The organism is Lentzea alba (assembly GCF_047445655.1).
GTDB lineage: Bacteria > Actinomycetota > Actinomycetes > Mycobacteriales > Pseudonocardiaceae > Lentzea > Lentzea alba_A.
The window spans coordinates 83,319-98,981 of the sequence record NZ_JAJAEG010000012.1; the positions used below are offsets into that span (position 1 = coordinate 83,319).

20 protein-coding genes and 1 pseudogene are annotated in these 15,663 nt (G+C 68.8%); 6 read left to right on the top strand and 15 right to left on the bottom strand.

The features are described 5' to 3' along the window. Position 1 precedes the first annotated feature (1 nt). Positions 2-802: a carboxylesterase family protein gene (locus tag LFM09_RS21010; protein WP_414098208.1), complete on the top strand. Its 801-nt coding sequence runs from the start codon at positions 2-4 to the stop codon at positions 800-802. Here LFM09_RS21010 and LFM09_RS21015 read toward each other — a convergent pair. Beyond that, positions 786-1,784, bottom strand: a complete 999-nt coding sequence (locus LFM09_RS21015; RefSeq protein ID WP_414098209.1) for a GDSL-type esterase/lipase family protein — start codon at positions 1,782-1,784, stop codon at positions 786-788. The genes LFM09_RS21010 and LFM09_RS21015 overlap by 17 nt on opposite strands. A 23-nt stretch (positions 1,785-1,807) precedes the next feature. After that, positions 1,808-2,242: a hypothetical protein gene (locus tag LFM09_RS21020; protein WP_414098210.1), complete on the bottom strand. Its 435-nt coding sequence runs from the start codon at positions 2,240-2,242 to the stop codon at positions 1,808-1,810. A gap of 112 nt (positions 2,243-2,354) precedes the next feature. Between LFM09_RS21020 and LFM09_RS21025 the strand changes: the two genes are divergently transcribed. Both LFM09_RS21025 and LFM09_RS21030 read left to right on the top strand, forming a co-directional pair. Then, entirely contained in the window at positions 2,355-3,317 is a 963-nt protein-coding gene (locus LFM09_RS21025; RefSeq protein ID WP_414098211.1) for a GlxA family transcriptional regulator, read from the top strand. Then, a complete protein-coding gene (locus tag LFM09_RS21030) occupies positions 3,317-3,940 on the top strand; it encodes a DJ-1/PfpI family protein (protein WP_414098212.1) in 624 nt (207 codons plus the stop codon). The genes LFM09_RS21025 and LFM09_RS21030 overlap by 1 nt, the downstream gene beginning before the upstream one ends. Here the strand turns inward: LFM09_RS21030 and LFM09_RS21035 are convergent. From LFM09_RS21035 to LFM09_RS21070, 8 genes and pseudogenes are all read right to left on the bottom strand, one after another. Then, the gene (locus LFM09_RS21035; RefSeq protein WP_414098213.1) at positions 3,926-4,165 is read right to left on the bottom strand and encodes an AMED_5909 family protein; all 240 of its coding nucleotides are present in this window, start codon (positions 4,163-4,165) and stop codon (positions 3,926-3,928) included. The genes LFM09_RS21030 and LFM09_RS21035 overlap by 15 nt on opposite strands. Positions 4,166-4,228: 63 nt before the next feature. Next, entirely contained in the window at positions 4,229-4,411 is a 183-nt protein-coding gene (locus LFM09_RS21040) for a hypothetical protein (RefSeq protein WP_414098214.1), read from the bottom strand. 30 nt (positions 4,412-4,441) lie between these two features. After that, positions 4,442-4,864 (bottom strand): Scr1 family TA system antitoxin-like transcriptional regulator, encoded by a 423-nt coding sequence (locus LFM09_RS21045; RefSeq protein WP_414098215.1) that lies wholly within the window; start codon positions 4,862-4,864, stop codon positions 4,442-4,444. Then, positions 4,857-5,462, bottom strand: coding sequence for a DUF5753 domain-containing protein (locus LFM09_RS21050; RefSeq protein WP_414098375.1), 606 nt, complete (start codon positions 5,460-5,462; stop codon positions 4,857-4,859). The genes LFM09_RS21045 and LFM09_RS21050 overlap by 8 nt, the downstream gene beginning before the upstream one ends. Before the next feature lie 120 nt (positions 5,463-5,582). Continuing rightward, positions 5,583-5,774, bottom strand: a pseudogene (locus tag LFM09_RS21055) (helix-turn-helix domain-containing protein); the annotation flags it as partial. Further along, positions 5,731-6,285 (bottom strand): DUF6879 family protein, encoded by a 555-nt coding sequence (locus LFM09_RS21060; RefSeq protein WP_414098376.1) that lies wholly within the window; start codon positions 6,283-6,285, stop codon positions 5,731-5,733. The gene LFM09_RS21060 and the pseudogene LFM09_RS21055, both read right to left, overlap by 44 nt. A gap of 305 nt (positions 6,286-6,590) precedes the next feature. Further along, positions 6,591-7,235, bottom strand: coding sequence for a response regulator (locus tag LFM09_RS21065; protein ID WP_414098216.1), 645 nt, complete (start codon positions 7,233-7,235; stop codon positions 6,591-6,593). Further along, positions 7,232-8,287 carry a sensor histidine kinase gene (locus tag LFM09_RS21070; RefSeq protein ID WP_414098217.1) on the bottom strand — a complete coding sequence of 352 codons (1,056 nt, stop codon included), beginning with the start codon at positions 8,285-8,287 and terminating at the stop codon, positions 7,232-7,234. The genes LFM09_RS21065 and LFM09_RS21070 overlap by 4 nt, the downstream gene beginning before the upstream one ends. Positions 8,288-8,386: 99 nt before the next feature. Between LFM09_RS21070 and LFM09_RS21075 the strand changes: the two genes are divergently transcribed. After that, positions 8,387-9,247, top strand: coding sequence for an ABC transporter ATP-binding protein (locus LFM09_RS21075; RefSeq protein WP_414098218.1), 861 nt, complete (start codon positions 8,387-8,389; stop codon positions 9,245-9,247). Next, a complete protein-coding gene (locus LFM09_RS21080) occupies positions 9,247-10,062 on the top strand; it encodes a hypothetical protein (RefSeq protein ID WP_414098219.1) in 816 nt (271 codons plus the stop codon). Before LFM09_RS21075 ends, LFM09_RS21080 begins: the two co-directional genes overlap by 1 nt. Positions 10,063-10,388: 326 nt before the next feature. Here the strand turns inward: LFM09_RS21080 and LFM09_RS21085 are convergent, their stop codons facing one another. The 4 genes from LFM09_RS21085 to LFM09_RS21100 are packed head-to-tail and all read right to left on the bottom strand — an operon-like array spanning position 10,389 to position 13,304. Beyond that, on the bottom strand, positions 10,389-11,444 hold the full coding sequence (locus LFM09_RS21085; protein ID WP_414098220.1) for a molybdopterin-dependent oxidoreductase: 1,056 nt from the start codon (positions 11,442-11,444) through the stop codon (positions 10,389-10,391). Next, positions 11,441-12,037 carry a class I SAM-dependent methyltransferase gene (locus LFM09_RS21090; protein ID WP_414098221.1) on the bottom strand — a complete coding sequence of 199 codons (597 nt, stop codon included), beginning with the start codon at positions 12,035-12,037 and terminating at the stop codon, positions 11,441-11,443. The genes LFM09_RS21085 and LFM09_RS21090 overlap by 4 nt, the downstream gene beginning before the upstream one ends. After that, positions 12,034-12,669: a TIGR04282 family arsenosugar biosynthesis glycosyltransferase gene (locus tag LFM09_RS21095; protein WP_414098222.1), complete on the bottom strand. Its 636-nt coding sequence runs from the start codon at positions 12,667-12,669 to the stop codon at positions 12,034-12,036. The genes LFM09_RS21090 and LFM09_RS21095 overlap by 4 nt, the downstream gene beginning before the upstream one ends. Next, positions 12,666-13,304 carry a glycosyltransferase family 2 protein gene (locus LFM09_RS21100; RefSeq protein WP_414098223.1) on the bottom strand — a complete coding sequence of 213 codons (639 nt, stop codon included), beginning with the start codon at positions 13,302-13,304 and terminating at the stop codon, positions 12,666-12,668. Before LFM09_RS21100 ends, LFM09_RS21095 begins: the two co-directional genes overlap by 4 nt. Positions 13,305-13,426: 122 nt before the next feature. On the opposite strand from LFM09_RS21100, the gene LFM09_RS21105 reads away from it, so the two are divergent. After that, a complete protein-coding gene (locus LFM09_RS21105) occupies positions 13,427-14,614 on the top strand; it encodes a hypothetical protein (RefSeq protein WP_414098224.1) in 1,188 nt (395 codons plus the stop codon). Here LFM09_RS21105 and LFM09_RS21110 read toward each other — a convergent pair. Then, positions 14,601-15,641: an NAD-dependent epimerase/dehydratase family protein gene (locus LFM09_RS21110; protein WP_414098225.1), complete on the bottom strand. Its 1,041-nt coding sequence runs from the start codon at positions 15,639-15,641 to the stop codon at positions 14,601-14,603. The two genes, LFM09_RS21105 and LFM09_RS21110, sit on opposite strands and share 14 nt — an antisense overlap. Positions 15,642-15,663: the final 22 nt, after the last annotated feature.

Here is a 15,663-nt window from a genome sequence, read left to right on the forward strand (position 1 = left end):
GGTGGACTGCGACGGCGAGCCGGCCGGCGCGTTCGGTGACTCCCACACGCTGAACGTGTGGTCCACAGTGGACTCCGGCGGTCCGGTGCTGCTGTGGGTGCACGGCGGCGCGAACACCGTCGGCTCGTCTTCACAACCCGAGTACGCCGGTGACGTGATCGCTTCTCACGGGGTCGTGTTCGTCAGCTGCAACTACCGGCTCGCGGTCGACGGATACGGTGCCCTGGAAGGATTTCCGCACAACCGCGGGCTGCTCGACGTCGTGTCCGCGTTGAGGTGGATCCAGCGCAACATCACGCGGTACGGCGGAGATCCGGGCAACGTCACGGTCGCCGGGCAGTCATCAGGCGCGCAGACCGCGGCGTCGCTGATGGTGATGCCGGCCGCTGAAGGTCTGTTCCACCGGGGTATCGCGCACAGCCTGGCCGGGCGGTTCTTCACGCCCGCGGAAGCCGTTGAGGTGCAACGGATCGCGGATCCGGACGTCGTGCTGTACCAGCCGATCGTGGACGGCGACACGTTGCCGCGATCGCCACTGGAAGGCCCGTACGACGTGGATCTGCTGGTGTGCCACACGGCGGACGAGGACGCCGAGCTGTTCCAGCGGCCGACGATGCGGCTCGCGGACGAGCACGGGAAGGCGTTCCGGTCGATCTACGCCAGGACCCCGGCGCATCACGGTGCGGATGTGCCCGACATGTTCCGCGGTGACATCGCTGCGGCGTGGGCACGTTTCGCGTCCGACGGTGATCCCGGTTGGCCTCGGTCCGAGCTGAAGCGGTGGGTCAGCTCTCCGTCGTGAGGCCGAGCGAGCCGTCCAGCCGCGGCACGCACGCGCCGTCGCGCTTGTCCGTCGCCAGGAACTCGGTGAGGCAGCGGCCGATCTGCTCGTGACCGAGTGCGTTGGGGTGGAAGGACTCCTGCAGCGCGTGCGAGGCCCGCTTCTCGTTCTTCAGGCCGTCCCAGTCGACGGACAGCCTGGTGAACCACTCCGTGCCGGGCTTGCCGGTGCAGGCCTCGTGACCGTCGCCGGCGCGGGCGAGGTCGAGGAACCGGGCGTTGACCTTGTCCGCGGCGGCGCGCAGACCGTTCGACAGCTCCGGCACCGCCTCCTCGACGACCCATTCCAGGTCGGTGGTGCGCAGCGGGCAGCCGGAGAGGTTCTGCAGCGAGCGCGGCATCTTCGGCGACACCGGCGCCGCGTACGACTGGACGACCAGCTGGTAGTCGGAGTCGAGATAAGCCGAGTCGCGCATCGTCTGGCGGATGGCGCTCAGCGTGTTCTCGACCTTGGGGACCATCCGCCGCACCCGCTTCGACCACTCGGGCGCCACCGCGGACGTGCAGTCGCTGCGCTTGCCCCACGCCTCGAAGCACTTGTTGAGGATCTCGGAGAAGCGCGGGTCGTCGTTCGCGCCGATCGCCACGACGATCGCGACGACCCGGTTCGACCTGGCGATCTTGCCCAGCTCAGGCAGCTGTTCGTTGCGCAGCTTGTCGGAGTTCGCGCCGGAGCAGGCCAGGTTGATCTTCTGGTCGGCCTCGACGTCCGTCTTCATGATCTCGGCTTCGCGCGAGCGGTGGCACCAGTTGCCGCCGTCCTCGCCGTTGGTGCCGGGCTCGTAGCTACCCGCACCCTCGCCGGACATCGTGCTGTCGCCGAGCGCCACGACCGCGGTCCGAGACTCGCGGTCGGGTTCTGACGGCGGCGGGAACGGGTGGTCGCTCACGACCAGCAGGATCGTGAGCAGGGCGATCACCGCGAGGGGCCGGAGTCTGCGCATCGCGGGTCAGTTTACCGGCGCCGTCAGAAGTGCAGGCCGGACCACATGGCGTCCCACCGCCCGAACACGGAGAACGGGATCGCGTACCAGAGCCCGATCGCCCCCGCGGCACCCGCCAGCACGGTCCACAGGTTGCGCGAGAGCAACGCCGCGATGATCGCGAACGGAAGGCTGGTCAGCAGAAATCCCCAGTACGTGTGCTTCGTCGCCAGGTAGACGTACGTGCCCCCCACGAATCCGGTCCCGCCCACCAGGACTCCCCAGCCGGTTCCGATGATCCAGTCACCGTCGACGACCGCCAACCCCAGCGCCACGTACGCCGAGACGAGGACGACACCGCACCCCAGCACGCCGGGCGCCCACTTCGCCGCGAACGAGATGACCAGCAGCCATCCCGTCGTGACCGTGAAGAACAGCCCGAACAGGTAGGGGAGTCCGATTTGGACAGCGAGTCTCACCCGTCCGAGCGTGGCAGTTCGTCGAACTGCGCAGCACGGTTTCGACGGCGCTGGCCGAATGCGAGGGAGATATGGCGTTGCCGCCATCAGCCCGAATGAGGAAAGTGGAGGTGTGGGGAATCCGAGGGAAGTAGTTGTGGTCGGCTACGACCGCACCGCGTTGCTGGACCTGGCGGGGCCGATAGAGGTGTTCCAGGCAGCGAACCACGGCGAGGCCCGGTACCGGGTCACCGTGGCGACTTTGGGGGGCGGCCCGTTCAGCGCGACCGCGGGGGTGCGGATCGAGGCCGGGGCGGACCTGCGCACGTTGGACCGCGAGATCGACACGCTGATGGTCGTCGGCGGCTGGGGCTACGACGCGGCGGCGTGCGATCCGATGCTCACGACGAACCTGCGGCGGCTGGCGTTGAAGTCGCGCCGGGTGGCGGGCATCTGCACCGGCGCGGTGGTGCTGGCCGGTGCTGGGCTGCTCGAAGGCCGGCGGGCGACGACGCACTGGGCGTTCACCGGCGAGCTCGTCAACCGCGGTGTCGAGGTGGAACCGGACGCGATCTTCGTGTGCGACGGCAAGGTGTCCACGTCGGCGGGCGTGACCGCGGGCATCGACCTGGCGCTGGCGATGGTCGAGCAGGACCACGGCCCGGCGCTGGCCCGCCGGATCGCGCAGTACCTGGTCGTCTTCCTGCAGCGCTCGGGCGGCCAGTCGCAGTTCAGCGTGCACACCCGCACGCGCCCGGTGTCCGACGACTCGTTGCGGGCGCTGCTCGACGACATCCACGCCGACCCGACCCGCGAGTGGACGGTGCCGATCATGGCCCGCCGGGCGATGATGAGCGTCCGGCACTTCGCGCGCGTCTTCTCGCGCAACGTGGGCGTCTCGCCCGCGCAGTACGTCGAACGAGCCCGCGTCGAGGCGGCCGCCGACCGGCTGGCTTCGACCTCCGACGGGTTGGACGCCGTCGCCCGTTCGTCCGGTTTCGGCTCGGCCGAGACCCTGCGGCGGGCCTTCCTGCGCGTGCTCGGCGTGTCGCCGGGCAGCTACCGCGCCCGTTTCCGGACAACTGGGGTTGCCTGATGGAGATCGCGTACGTGCTCTACCCGAACCTCACCGCGCTGGACCTGGTCGGCCCGTTCGAGGTGCTCGGCTGCGTGCCGGTGGTGAACGCGAAGTTCGTGGCCGCTTCTCTCGACCCGGTGAAGTCCGACAACGGGCTGACCGTGGTGCCGACGCACACGTTCGCTGACGTCCAGTCGGCCGACGTCGTGGTCGTGCCGGGTTCCGGGCACTGGAAGCAGGTGCTCGCCGAGTCCGCGGAGCTCGTGGCGTGGCTGCAGGCCGTGCACCCGACGACCAAGTGGACGACGTCGGTGTGCACGGGGTCGACGCTGCTCGCAGAGGCCGGGCTGGTGTCGAAGGCGACCACGCACTGGGCGGCGCGCGACGAGCTGACCGCGCGGGACGTCGAGGTGTCGACGGATCGGGTCGTGTTCGACGGCAAGGTCGTCACGGGTGCCGGGGTGTCGGCGGGGATCGACATGGCGTTGCGGCTGGTCGAGGCCGAGTTCGGGGTGCAGGTGGCGCAGACCGTGCAGGTCGGGATCGAGTACGACCCGCAGCCGCCGCACGCCTACTCGTCGATCCCGGCTGAGGTGGAGGAGAACCTCAGGGCGTTCTTCGCCGCTTCAAGCCAAAGCTGATTGTTCCATCGCTTCGGCTTTCTCGCGTTCGCGGGTCGCCCAGAACATCGTCTCGTGGAAGTGGCCACGGTCGATCTCGGCGACCCGCGTGTAAACGGCGGCGCTGCGGCGGTAGTAGGCGAGCCAGGTCTGTTGTGGGGCGTCCGGGCGCGGCATCAGACGGCTCAGCGCCTCGTGTGCCTGCATGAGGGTCTGCGCGTTGTCGGCCGCCTTGTTCCAGTCCATGCGCCCTGTTGTACGAGGACCGGCTGGTTTGAGGCCAGCCGGTTTCTCGCAATTTCTCCCGGTTTACCCGGTCGGGGGAGCTTCCTCGATTTCAGAGGAAAGGTCGTCGATGACGCGCTGGATGATCTGGCGCGCTGCGTCGCCGTAGCTGGCGATGCCGGCCAGCGAGGCGAAGACCTTGCCGTAGAGCTCGATGTCCTGTCGTTGGACGAGGTTGAGTTCCGCTGAGTACGTCTCAACCGCCACAGATGCCTCGTCGAAGATCCAGAAGCCGTGCTACGGTCCGACCTTGTACGTGGCGTCGAAGCCGATCACGCCGAGCTGCGCGTTCGGCAGCGACAAGCTGGACAGCAAGCGATCCAGTTGAGCGAGCATGCCACTGGTCGAGCAGTAGCGGTGCCGCAGTGTGGCTTCGGTGATCACGAAGTGGAACCGCTTGGTCTCGTCGTGCAGGATCTCCTGGCGTCGCATGCGTGCCTGGATGGCGTCGTCGAGGTCATCCGGGGCATCGTCGAGACGACCGTCGTGGTTGAGGCAAGCCCTTGCGTACTCGGGTATCTGAAGCAGACCGGGCACTACGTCGGGTTCGAACATGCGGAACAGCCGGACCTCGGCTTCCTTGTCCGCGGTCTTGTTCTGCAAGTGTCGGGTCTCGTCGCTCAAGAGGGAGCGCCAGTCGGACATCGTGTTCTCAGGCATGGCTCTTCCCTTCACCAGGTGGGTCTTCCTCGACTTCGGAGGAGAGGTCGTCGATGACACGCATGATGATCTGGCGGGCGGCGCGGCCGTAGCTGGCGATGCCGGCCAGCGACTCGAAGACCTTGCCGTAGTGCTCGATTTCCTGCGGTTGGGCGAGATTGAGCTCCGCAGAGAACGTCTCGACCCGGACGTGATCGGAGTCCAACAACCAGAACCCGTGTTGAGGTGCCGCGGCCGCGTACGGCGTTTCGAACCCGATGAGGCCGAACTTCACGTTGGGCAGCGTTGCCAGTGCGATCAAGCGGTCCAGTTGCGCGAGCATCACTTCCGGTTCGCACCGGCGATAGCGCAGCGCGGCCTCGGTGAGGACGATGTGGAAGCGGCGATCCGGCTCGTACAGCAGTTGCTGCCGTTGCATGCGGATCTGGACTGCCGCATCGACGTCGTCGCGCGGCCCGAACAGCGGCTCGCTACGGCGGAGTTGCACCTTTGCGTACTCGGGTGTCTGCATGATCCCGGGAACGGCCGACGGCTGGAACACGCGGTAGAACCGGTACTTGGCGTCCTGGTGCAAGATCGTGCGCTGATGTGTCTGCATGCCCGCCCGGAGAAGGCGTTGCCAGTCCGCATGCTGGGTCTCAAGCGTGTGGAGAGAGGCGAGGAGTGCCTCGGATTCGTCCTGGCTGTTCGTTTTGCTCGTCCAGTTGCGGACGTCGTCGTCGGTAGGAGTTTGGCGGCCGTTCTCCAGCTTGGAGACCTTTGACGGTGGCCACGCCAACGACTCCGCCAGTTGCCTGCCGCTCAGGTTTGCCTGGCGGCGCAACTCACGAAGTCGCTTTCCCAGCGCAACGCGCGCTTCGTGGACGTTAGTCGCCGACGCCCCGGATGGCGTGTCCCGCGACGAAATCACCTCTCTTCACAGCGTGATGCCACGCGACGTCACGCCAGTAGTTGGCTTGGACGATCTGCTCGTGGTCGTCCTCGATGATCTCGACGCTCACCAGGTGATCGTCGGAGTCGTCAAAGTGCAGCCGTGCCAACGTTCGGGAATCGAACAACCAGTAGTCGTGGTTGGGCAGTCCCAGCTCTTGAGCCTCCGTGCGCACGAGGTACCGGATGTCTTCGCCCGCGTCGATGTTGTGCCGCGAGGTGAACAGACCGTAGCGGCTGTAGTCGGTCGGAGGCATGCTCACCACGCGGACTCGTTCGAACCTCCGCCCGGCAGTTGTCGCCGCCCGGACATTCGGCAGCCACCACCCTTCTCGGATGTCTTCCGCGCCGAGGTCGCCCGCCAGGAACGCGGCTACTCGTTCACCCTTCGCGTTGTAGCGATCGCGCGTTTCGAGCCGGTATGCCGTGTGCTCGAAGGACTTGAAGAGTTCGTCGAAGTGTGGGCTGGGATAGTCGTAGTGGGTGCTCAGTGTGCTTCCTCCTGCTCGTTGCGCTGGTAGAAGCGCAGCACGTCCTCCGGGATCTCGATGATCGCCTCGCCATCCGGTAGCGGACCGATCGCCGCGAGTGCCTCCGGATCCGTCACTATCCAGCCCTGAGCGATGTAGGTCCGGCGGTCAGCACGGTCGGTGGCGAAGAGCGTGGGCGACCCATCGTCATCGGATTGGGGATCTTTGCCCAGGAAAGTAACCTGCATAGCGGCGGCCTCCGGTTCTAGAACTTGCTAGCAACGGAGGCAGGTTTGGCTCAGAACGGTCAATGACCCGGTCGAGTGTCAGGTGAGCCCGGATTGGACGGCGAACACGACGAGCTGGGCGCGGTCACGTGCGCCCAGCTTCACCATCGCCCGCGACACGTGCGTCCGCACGGTCGCGGGCGAGATCACCAACGTCGCGGCGATCTCGTCGTTGGACGCGCCGGAAGCCACGTGCCGCATGATCTCCCGCTCCCGCTCGGTCAGCCTGTCCAGGTGCGGCACGGGCCGGGCGGACGCACCCGAGGCGAACCGGTCGATCACCCGGCGCGTGACCGAGGGCGACAGCAGGGAACCGCCGTCGGCGACGACGTGCACGGCGCGCAGCAGGTCGGTGGGATCTGAGTCCTTCACCAGGAACCCGGACGCGCCGGTGCGCAGCGCCTCGAAGACGTACTCGTCGAGGTCGAACGTCGTGAGCATGACGATGCGGACGTCGGCACATGCGGCGTCGGCCGAGACGCGGCGCAGCACTTCCAAGCCGTCCATCAACGGCATGCGGATGTCGAGGAACACCACGTCCGGCTTCACCGACTGGATCAGCGACAGCGCCTCGCGGCCGTCGGCGGCCTCGCCGGCGAACTGGACGCCGTCCTCGGTCTCGATCAACGTCCGCAGTCCCATCCGGACCAGCGGCTGGTCGTCCGCCACCACCACGCGAATCATGAGGGCAACGGTATCCGGGCGATCACCGTGAAGCCGTCGGAAACCGAGACTTCGAGCGTGCCGCCGAGCGCTTCGGCCCGTGCGCGCATGCCGGTGATGCCGTGGCCCTCGACGAACGCGTTGGGTGTGCCGGTGTCGGCGACCTCGACGACCAACGAACCCCGCGCGGCGTACACGCGGACCGACGCGGTGACGCCGGGGGAGGAGTGGCGCAGCACGTTGGTCAGCGACTCCTGCACGATGCGGTAGACGGCCATCTGCACGTTGTCGGGCAGGTCCGGGGCGTCCACCTCGACCGCGACCTCGAGGCCCGCCTCGCGCATCCGTCCCGCGAGAGCCGGGATGTCGGCGAGCGAAATCGTTGGGCGCAAAGGAGCTGAGCCGCGCAGAGTGTCCAGTTCGGACCGCAGGCCGTCCAATGCCTCTTTGGACGTGGAGCGGATCGCCTCCAGTGAGGCGCGGGCCTTCGCCGGGTCCTTGTCCAGCACGTACAGCGCGACGCCGGCCTGCATCGCGATCACCGACAGGCCGTGGCCGACGACGTCGTGCACCTCCTGGGCGAGCCGGAGGCGTTCGGAGACCACGGCGTGCTCGCGAGCGTCCACAGCGGACCGGCGGCGCAGCTTCATCAGGACGCCGGCCGCGGCGGGCAGCAGGATCCAGCCCGCGGACCAGGTGATCCAGGACGTGACCGAGTCGTCCCACCACGGCAGGATCGCCAACGCGTACAGCAGGGCGCACCCGGCGGCCAGCTCGATGGACGCGTACATCGCCACCGCGTAGACCGCCGCCACCCCGCTGATCAGGATCGGGCCGAACGGGTAGCCCGCGGCCAGGTAGACGGCGATCGGCACGACCGCCATCCCGAACGTCCACAGCGGACGGACCGAGCGGAAGAGCAGGCCCGTGGCCGCCACCGTGATGAGCAGGTAGGCGAAGACGTCGAGCGCCGCGCCCTCCTGAAGCCGCGCGGCGAACCGCGTGCCCACGAGGCCGAAGAACAGCAACGCCCCCGCGAGCGCCATGTCCTGCCATTTGATCCTGAACTGCATGGTGCCGACGATACGACCGAGGGCGTACGCAGATGTGCGTATCTTCATGACGCTCCGCAGCGGACGACCTCCCGTGTCCTGAGGCCGACGCTGGTACCCATGATCGTGACGACGGAGAAACTGACGAAGCGCTACGGCGACCGCGCCGTGGTGGACGAGGTCAGCTTGTCCGTGCGGCGGGGCGAGGTCTACGGGTTCCTCGGTCCCAACGGCGCGGGCAAGACGACCACGATCCGCATGCTGCTGGGGCTCGTGCGGCCCACCAGCGGCACCGCTCAAGTGCTCGGCCACGCACCGGGTGCGACCAAGGCGTTGCTGAAGGTCGGCTCGCTGATCGAGGGGCCGGGCTTCTACCCGTACCTGTCGGGGCGCGACAACCTCCGGGTGCACGCGGCGCGCAGGGGCGTCGGCAAGACGCACGTGGAAGCCGCCCTGGAGCAGGTCGATCTCGTGGGTGCCGCCAACGAGAAGTTCCGCCGGTACTCGCTCGGCATGAAGCAACGGCTCGGCGTCGCCGCGGCCCTGCTCGGCCAGCCCGAGCTGCTGATCCTGGACGAGCCGACCAACGGCCTGGACCCCGCCGGCATGGCCGACATGCGCGACCTGGTGCGGGCACTCGCATCCCAGGGACAGACGGTGCTGCTGTCGAGCCACCTGCTCGGCGAGGTCGAGGAGATCTGCGACCGGGTCGGCGTGATCTCGAACGGCAAGCTCGTCGCCGAGAGCACGGTCGAGCAGTTGCGCGGCGACACCGTGCTGCTGATCCGCGCCGACCCGATCGAGAAGGCACACCTGCTGATCACGGGCAGCGAGCTGCGCGGAGACGTGCTGCACGTGCGTCAGGAGGACGCGGGGGCGTTGGTGCGCAAGCTGGTCCACGCGGACGTGGACGTGCAGGAGGTCCGGCCGCTGCGCCGGACCTTGGAAGAGGTCTTCTTCGAGATGACGGGAGTGGCGTGATGGGCAGCGTCAAAGCGGAGCTGCTGCGACTGTGGAAGTGGCCGGCGACGTGGGTGCTGATCGGCGTCTGGCTGGTGATGACGCTGACGTTCGGCTACGTGTTCAACTACCTGGCTCTCAACGGTGGCACCAACACGCGTGACCTGTCGCAGCAGCAGTTGATCAGCGCGATGCAGCCGGAGAACGTCGGTGCGGCCGTCGTGCGCGGCCTGCCGATGTTCGGCGGCGCGATCATCCTGGTGCTGGCCGCGCTGGCGATCGGCAGCGGCTACGGCTGGGGCACCTGGAAGACCACGTTCACCGCGGGCCCGCGCCGGATCTCCGCGATGGCCGGCACGGTGGGCGCGCTGGCGATCATCGTGGTGATCCTGGTGGCGCTGACCCTGGTCGTGAACCTCGGCGCGGCGATCACCATCGCCTCGGTGGAGGGCTGGGACTGGAGCCTGCCCGGCACCGCGATCGTCGAGCCTTTGGCCGCGTCACTGCTGATCGCCGCGATGTGGGCGGGGTTCGGCGTCTTCCTCGGCGTGGTCACCAAGGGACCCGCGCTGGCGGTCGGCCTCGGGCTGATGTGGGCGATCGTCACCGAGAACCTGCTGCGGGGCGTCGGAACGCTCCTCGGGCCGGTCGAGTCGCTGACCAAGGTCCTGCCCGGCGGTTCCGCGGGCAACCTGGCCGGTGCCGTCGGTGGATCCGGCGCGCCCGGCGTGCTGACCGACCTGAGCGGCACCACGGCGGCGCTGTTCCTCATCGGCTACGTGGTGTTCTTCTTCGGTGCGGCGACGCTTCTGAAGGTGCGCCGCGATCTCGTATAGGACGACGGCCGCCCAGACCAGGCCCAGCGCGACCGCGACTCCGGTGGGGTAGTCGCGGTCGTGCAGTCCTGGGTTGGTCGCTCCGCTGTGTTCCCGCCACAGCAACGGGACCGCAAGTATCGCCAGGATTCCGGAGACGGTCAGCCCGATGCCGATCGACGGGCGTTTGACGACGAACCCGGACGCGCCCACGAGCGGTGCGACGAGGAAGTCGTGGAGGATCACGCCGCCGCCGAGCCAGAGCAGCAGGTTGACGGTGATCTGGGGGAGGAGCAGCCAAGCGCCCCACGCACCCAGCCCCACGCCGACGGCGCCGATCAGGAACCTCACAGGACCTCCAACGACGTGACCCACTTGGTCTGCAGCACACCCGGCCGGTTCGGCGCGATGAGCCGGCAGGGATGACCGTGGTCCGGGCTGAGCTCCTCGCCGTCGAGTTCGAGTGCGAGGAGGGTCAGCGGGTCCTGGGCGAACGCCTCGGGCAGCGTGGTCGCCCGGTACAGCCCTTCCTGCTCCAGCGACTCGACCCTGATGTCGCCTTTCCCGACCAGGTCGGCGACGCGAACGCCGGTCCAGGTCGCGTTCTGGCTCCAGCCCTCGACGCACGCGATCGGCAGCTCGACGGTGGTCTGCGGCATGGCTCTCAGCTCTTGCAACGAGTAGCTCTTCGTGCCGACCTTCAGCCGCCAGTCCGGTGGCACCACGATGTTCGCGGCTCTTGCTGTTCTGTTCACGGGCAACGCGCCGGGCGATCGCCAGGCCAGTACCGAGATCTCGCGCAGCCACGGCACCGTGGCACCTGCTGTCGCGACGACCGCGACGCCTGTGGTGAGTGCGGTCGTGCGCAGGAAAGCCCTGCGGGACAGGATGGTTCGGTCTGACGGCTCTGGTTCGAGCGAGCGGCGGATGACCGGGATCTTCACCGCGATGTGCACGAGCAGGGCGCCGATCGCGATCCACGCCACCGCGTAGTGGGCGGTGGGGAAGTAGAACGACCACGGGTAGTTCTGTGCCGCGTTGAACAGCCCGGTGACCAGTTCGAAGAACGACGCCCCGATGAGCACGAAGATCGAGCCGCGCTCCAGGGCGTGCGGCAGGTTCTTGACCAGCGGCCGTTCGAACAGCTTCGGGTAGACGCTCCACAGCTTGGCCAGCAGCAACGGGATCGACGCCACACCGGAGATCACGTGAATCCCCTGCGTGACCCGGTAGAGGTCGACGGGCCGGGTCGGCCACGGCCAGTCGTGCTGCACGCCGTGGCTGAGCAGCCCGGTGACGAAGCACAGCCCGAACGTGATGCCGAGCCACGTGCCGACCCGGCTGGTCACGCCGGTGTGATGGGCAGGTGCTTTGAAGTTCGGCAGTTTCCCAGGAAGTTTCACAGCCGCTCCCAACATGCGAACCAGCGACCGGCTCGTTCGGCCTGCCACAGGAGGAAGAACCCGTCGGCGGGCACTGACTCGGCGTCGCTCCAGGCCCACGGGAACCACTGGCCCAGCGTGCCTTCGGTGCGCACGCGGGCCTGTCCGACGGTGAGACCGGAGCCCGGCTGCTCGACCTCGACGATGACGGTTCCGCTGGGGCGCAGCAGTTGCCGGGTGCGGCGCAGGAGTGCGGCCGGGTCGCCGCCGATGCCGATGTTGCCGTCGGCCAGCAGGACGTGGTGCCAGCGGCCCTCGCCGGGCAGCAGGTCGAACACGTCGCGCCGGATGGCGATGCCGCCGCGTTCGGTGGTGCGGCGGATCGCTTCCGGGGAGACGTCCACGCCGAGCGCCTGGACTTTGCGGGCCAGGAGGGCGGCCACCAGGCGGCCGGGGCCGCAGCCGACGTCGAGGGTGGGGCCGGTGCAGGCGTCGAGGAGGACCGAGTCGCCGTCGCCGGCGTCGGCCTGCCAGCGGGCGACCTTGAGCTCGTGGGTGGCGCCGGGGCGGTCGAGCCAGCTGGGGCGGCCTTGGAGGGCCTGGTCGAACATCATCGGGTCACCGCCGCGATCCCGGCCAGCGCCGCGGCGAACCGGCTGGCCGGAGCCTGCTTGGCGACCACGCGAGCGTCCACCATCGTGTCCACATCGGACAGGATCGGCAGGTGCCGCACCTTCAGGCCGTGCAACGCTTCCAGCGTCCGCGCTCCTGTGTCCGCGCGCGACATCGGCACATCCAGCAACGCCCGGGCCCGCAGCGGGTCCCGCAACCCCAGCGCCCACCACCCGCCGTCCAAAGCGAACCCGAGCGCCGCCTCCTCGAACGAGGCGCACGACTCCAGCAGCGACGGCGTCACCTGAGGCGTGTCCATCCCGATCTGCAGCACCGGCATCCCGAACCGCGCGACATCCGCGTGCGCGTGCACCAGCCGTTCGGCGAACGTCCGCCCCCGCTGCGGAATCACCACGCACTCGGCGAGCGCCTCCCGCACGTCCTCGCGCTGCGCCACGCCGGAAAGCGCCACCACCGGTACCGCGCCGGGCGTGGTCAGAGCGGCCGAGATGGTGTCGAGCAAGGAGGCCGCCGCCACCTCCGCGGCCTCCGTGCGCGACAGCGGCGGGCACAGGCGGGTCTTGACCTGGCCGGGCACCGGTGACTTGGCCATGATCAGCAAGAGGAACCTCACCGCAGCACCCCCGCCATGTCCCGTGCCGCCCGCAGCGTGCCGCGCACCGAGCCCGACACCTTGGAGCGCGTGCCGGCCGCTCGCGGGCCGTAGGTCACGTCGACCTCGCGCACCCGCCAGCCGGAGGAAGCGGCGCGCACCAGCAGTTCCAGCGGATAGCCGAAGGCGCGGTCCTGCACGTTCAACGCCAGCAAGGCTTCTCGCCGACACACCCGCAGCGGCGCGACGTCGTGCACGTCCAGCCCGCGGCGGCGCAACAACCCCGAGATCACGGCGTTGCCCGCCCGCGCGTGCCACGGCCACACACCGGAATGCACCGGCACTCGGCGGCCTACGACCAGGTCGGCATCGGCGAGCAACGCCGCCATCGCCGGCAGCTCACCCAGATCCAGGGAACCGTCCGCGTCGGCGAAAGCCACGACATCCGAAGTGGCGGCGAGAAGACCCGCGTGCACGGCAGCGCCATAACCGCGCCGTGGCTCGTGCACGACCAAAGCGCCAAGTGACACAGCCACGGCGGGAGAGCCATCGACCGAGCCGTTGTCCACGACGATCGCGCGGTGGCCGGGAGGCAGGGAGGCGAGCACTGCCGGCAGTGCGGCGGCCTCGTCCAGGCAGGGCAACACGACATCCATGGTGTCCATCCTGGACCGTCGGAAAGTGTTGCAGTGCTTACGGAATTGTGACGCACGAACGAGTTCTTACGATTGTCTTGCGTGGTCGGCGAGCACCTGGGACAACCCCTAGGTTGGGCGCGGTGCGTCTAGTCATCGCAGGTCTGCTCGTCGCTGCCGCCGTCATCGTCGGGCTCATGGTCAACGCCGCCCACCCAGGCCTTCTGTTCGTGTCCGCGCCGCCGCTCTTCGGCGAGTGGTTCCCGCATCTCGGGCCTGGCACGCCCGCGGCGGTCCTCATCGCGCTCCTCGTCGTCGCCAAGGGGCCCGAGCTGGCGCAGCACCGGTTCGCGTTGCCGATCGCGTACGTGACTGCGACGGCGTGGACGTTCTCGCTGGCGATGATCGACGGCTGGGACCTGTTCGTCACCAGGCTGACCACGATGGACGAGTACCTGCACCACGTACCGGACTTCGCCGACGTCACGGCCGCGCTCCACGGGTTCACCGCCCGCATCCTGGACTTCCAGTCCGACTCGTGGACCACGCACGTCTCCGCCCATCCGCCGGGTGCGGTGCTCACGTTCGTCGCGCTGGACCGCATCGGGCTCGGCGGAGGGACGGTCGCGTCGATCTTCTGCGTTCTCGTCGGATCGCTGGCCGTCGTCGCGATTCCCAAGGCGATCAACAACAACGCGGTGCTGCCGTTCCTGGTGCTGTTCCCCGGCGCGGTGTGGGTCGGGGCGTCGGCGGACGGCATGTTCATGGGCGTCGCGGCGGTCGGGATCTACCTGCTGACCAGGTGGCCGCTGCTGGGCGGCATCGTGCTGGGCTGGTGCCTGTTCCTGTCGTACGGGCTGGTGCTGCTCGCCCCGCTCGCTCTCGCCGCGGTGTGGCGTCAAGGCGAACTCGGGGTCACCGCTCGCCGGACCGGGCTGGCCCTCGCTGGTGCGCTCGCGGTCGTGGGGGCGTTCGCCATCGCGGGCTTCTGGTGGTACGAGGGCTACGAGCTCGTGCAAGTCCGCTACTACCAGGGATACGGCACCGTGAGGCCGTACTGGTACTTCGTGTGGGCCAACCTGGCGGCCCTCGTGCTCGTGATCGGTCCCGCCGGGGTCAAGGGCCTGGCCAGGGACAAGTGGGTCATCGCGGCCGGTGTCGCGATCCTGGCCGCCGACCTGTCCGGCCTGAGCAAGGCAGAGACCGAACGGATCTGGCTGCCGTTCGCGATCTGGCTGCTCGCCGGTACCGCGAAGCTGGACAGGAGGTGGCTCATCGCCCAGGCCGCGACAGCCCTGGCGGTGAACCACCTCGTGCTCACGAACTGGTGACCGACTCCCGCAGCGACGCGGAGGCGAACGAGCGGACACCCGCCGCGAACCCGACCTGGGCCTCGAAACCCAGCACGTCCAAGGCTTTCGCGGGCGAGGCGACAACGTGCCGCACGTCGCCCGGCCGCGCCCCGCCCACGATCGCCGGCGTGGGGCCGTCGCAGGCATCGGCCAAAGCGAACGCCAGCTCACCGATCGTGTGCGGGGTGCCGGAGCAGACGTTCACGGCTTCGAAACCTGGCCGTGGTGACAACAGCGCCAGCACGTTCGCCCGCGCCACGTCGGTGACGTGCACGAAGTCGCGTCGCTGCCGCCCGTCCTCCATCACGCGTGGGGCGACGCCGTTCTGCAGAGCAGAGCGGAAGATCGACGCCACGCCCGCGTAGGGCGTGTCCCGGGGCATCCGCGGGCCGTAGACGTTGTGGTACCGCAACGCCCACACGCTTCCGCCGGTCTGCCGGGCCCACGCGCCGGCCAGGTGTTCCTGGGCCAGCTTGGTGGCCGCGTACGTGCTGCGCGGCTCCAGCGGAGCGTCCTCGGGCACCAGTTCGGGCACGACGAAGTCGCCGCAGAAGCAGCGCGGCTCATAGTGGCCCCGTTCCAGATCGGCGGCGGTGCGCTCGGCCCGCACGATCCCGTGGGACAGACACCGGTAGCGGCCCTCGCCGTACACGACCATCGACGAGGCCAGCACCAGCCGCGAGACGCCGGCCCGGTGCATCTCGGCCAGCAACACCGCCGTGCCGAGGTCGTTGTGCCGTGCGTAGGAAGGCGCGTCGAACGGATCCACGCCGTGCCCGACCATCGCCGCCTGGTGGCACACCGCGTCCACTGTGGACAGCAACGGCCGCAGCACCTCGGGCGTGGTGACGTCGCCGATGACAAGTTCGTGCTCCAGCACCGGAACAGCACCGTGCGCCTCGGGCAGCAACGCGTCGAGCAGCACACATTCGTGGCCCTGCGCGGTCAGCTCGTCGGCGACGTGCGACCCGATGAACCCGGCCCCGCCGGTGATCAGTACTCGCATTCCACGACCGTAGGACCGGCGA

Coding starts and splice junctions, on each gene's coding strand:
- LFM09_RS21015 (WP_414098209.1), bottom strand. CDS start 1,784: ATGCGCAGACTCCGGCCCCTCGCGGTGATCGCCCTGCTCACGATCCTG.
- LFM09_RS21030 (WP_414098212.1), top strand. CDS start 3,317: ATGGAGATCGCGTACGTGCTCTACCCGAACCTCACCGCGCTGGACCTG.
- LFM09_RS21035 (WP_414098213.1), bottom strand. CDS start 4,165: ATGGACTGGAACAAGGCGGCCGACAACGCGCAGACCCTCATGCAGGCA.
- LFM09_RS21045 (WP_414098215.1), bottom strand. CDS start 4,864: ATGCCTGAGAACACGATGTCCGACTGGCGCTCCCTCTTGAGCGACGAG.
- LFM09_RS21050 (WP_414098375.1), bottom strand. CDS start 5,462: ATGCAGACACATCAGCGCACGATCTTGCACCAGGACGCCAAGTACCGG.
- LFM09_RS21065 (WP_414098216.1), bottom strand. CDS start 7,235: ATGATTCGCGTGGTGGTGGCGGACGACCAGCCGCTGGTCCGGATGGGA.
- LFM09_RS21070 (WP_414098217.1), bottom strand. CDS start 8,287: ATGCAGTTCAGGATCAAATGGCAGGACATGGCGCTCGCGGGGGCGTTG.
- LFM09_RS21075 (WP_414098218.1), top strand. CDS start 8,387: ATGATCGTGACGACGGAGAAACTGACGAAGCGCTACGGCGACCGCGCC.
- LFM09_RS21080 (WP_414098219.1), top strand. CDS start 9,247: ATGGGCAGCGTCAAAGCGGAGCTGCTGCGACTGTGGAAGTGGCCGGCG.
- LFM09_RS21090 (WP_414098221.1), bottom strand. CDS start 12,037: ATGATGTTCGACCAGGCCCTCCAAGGCCGCCCCAGCTGGCTCGACCGC.
- LFM09_RS21100 (WP_414098223.1), bottom strand. CDS start 13,304: ATGGATGTCGTGTTGCCCTGCCTGGACGAGGCCGCCGCACTGCCGGCA.
- LFM09_RS21110 (WP_414098225.1), bottom strand. CDS start 15,641: ATGCGAGTACTGATCACCGGCGGGGCCGGGTTCATCGGGTCGCACGTC.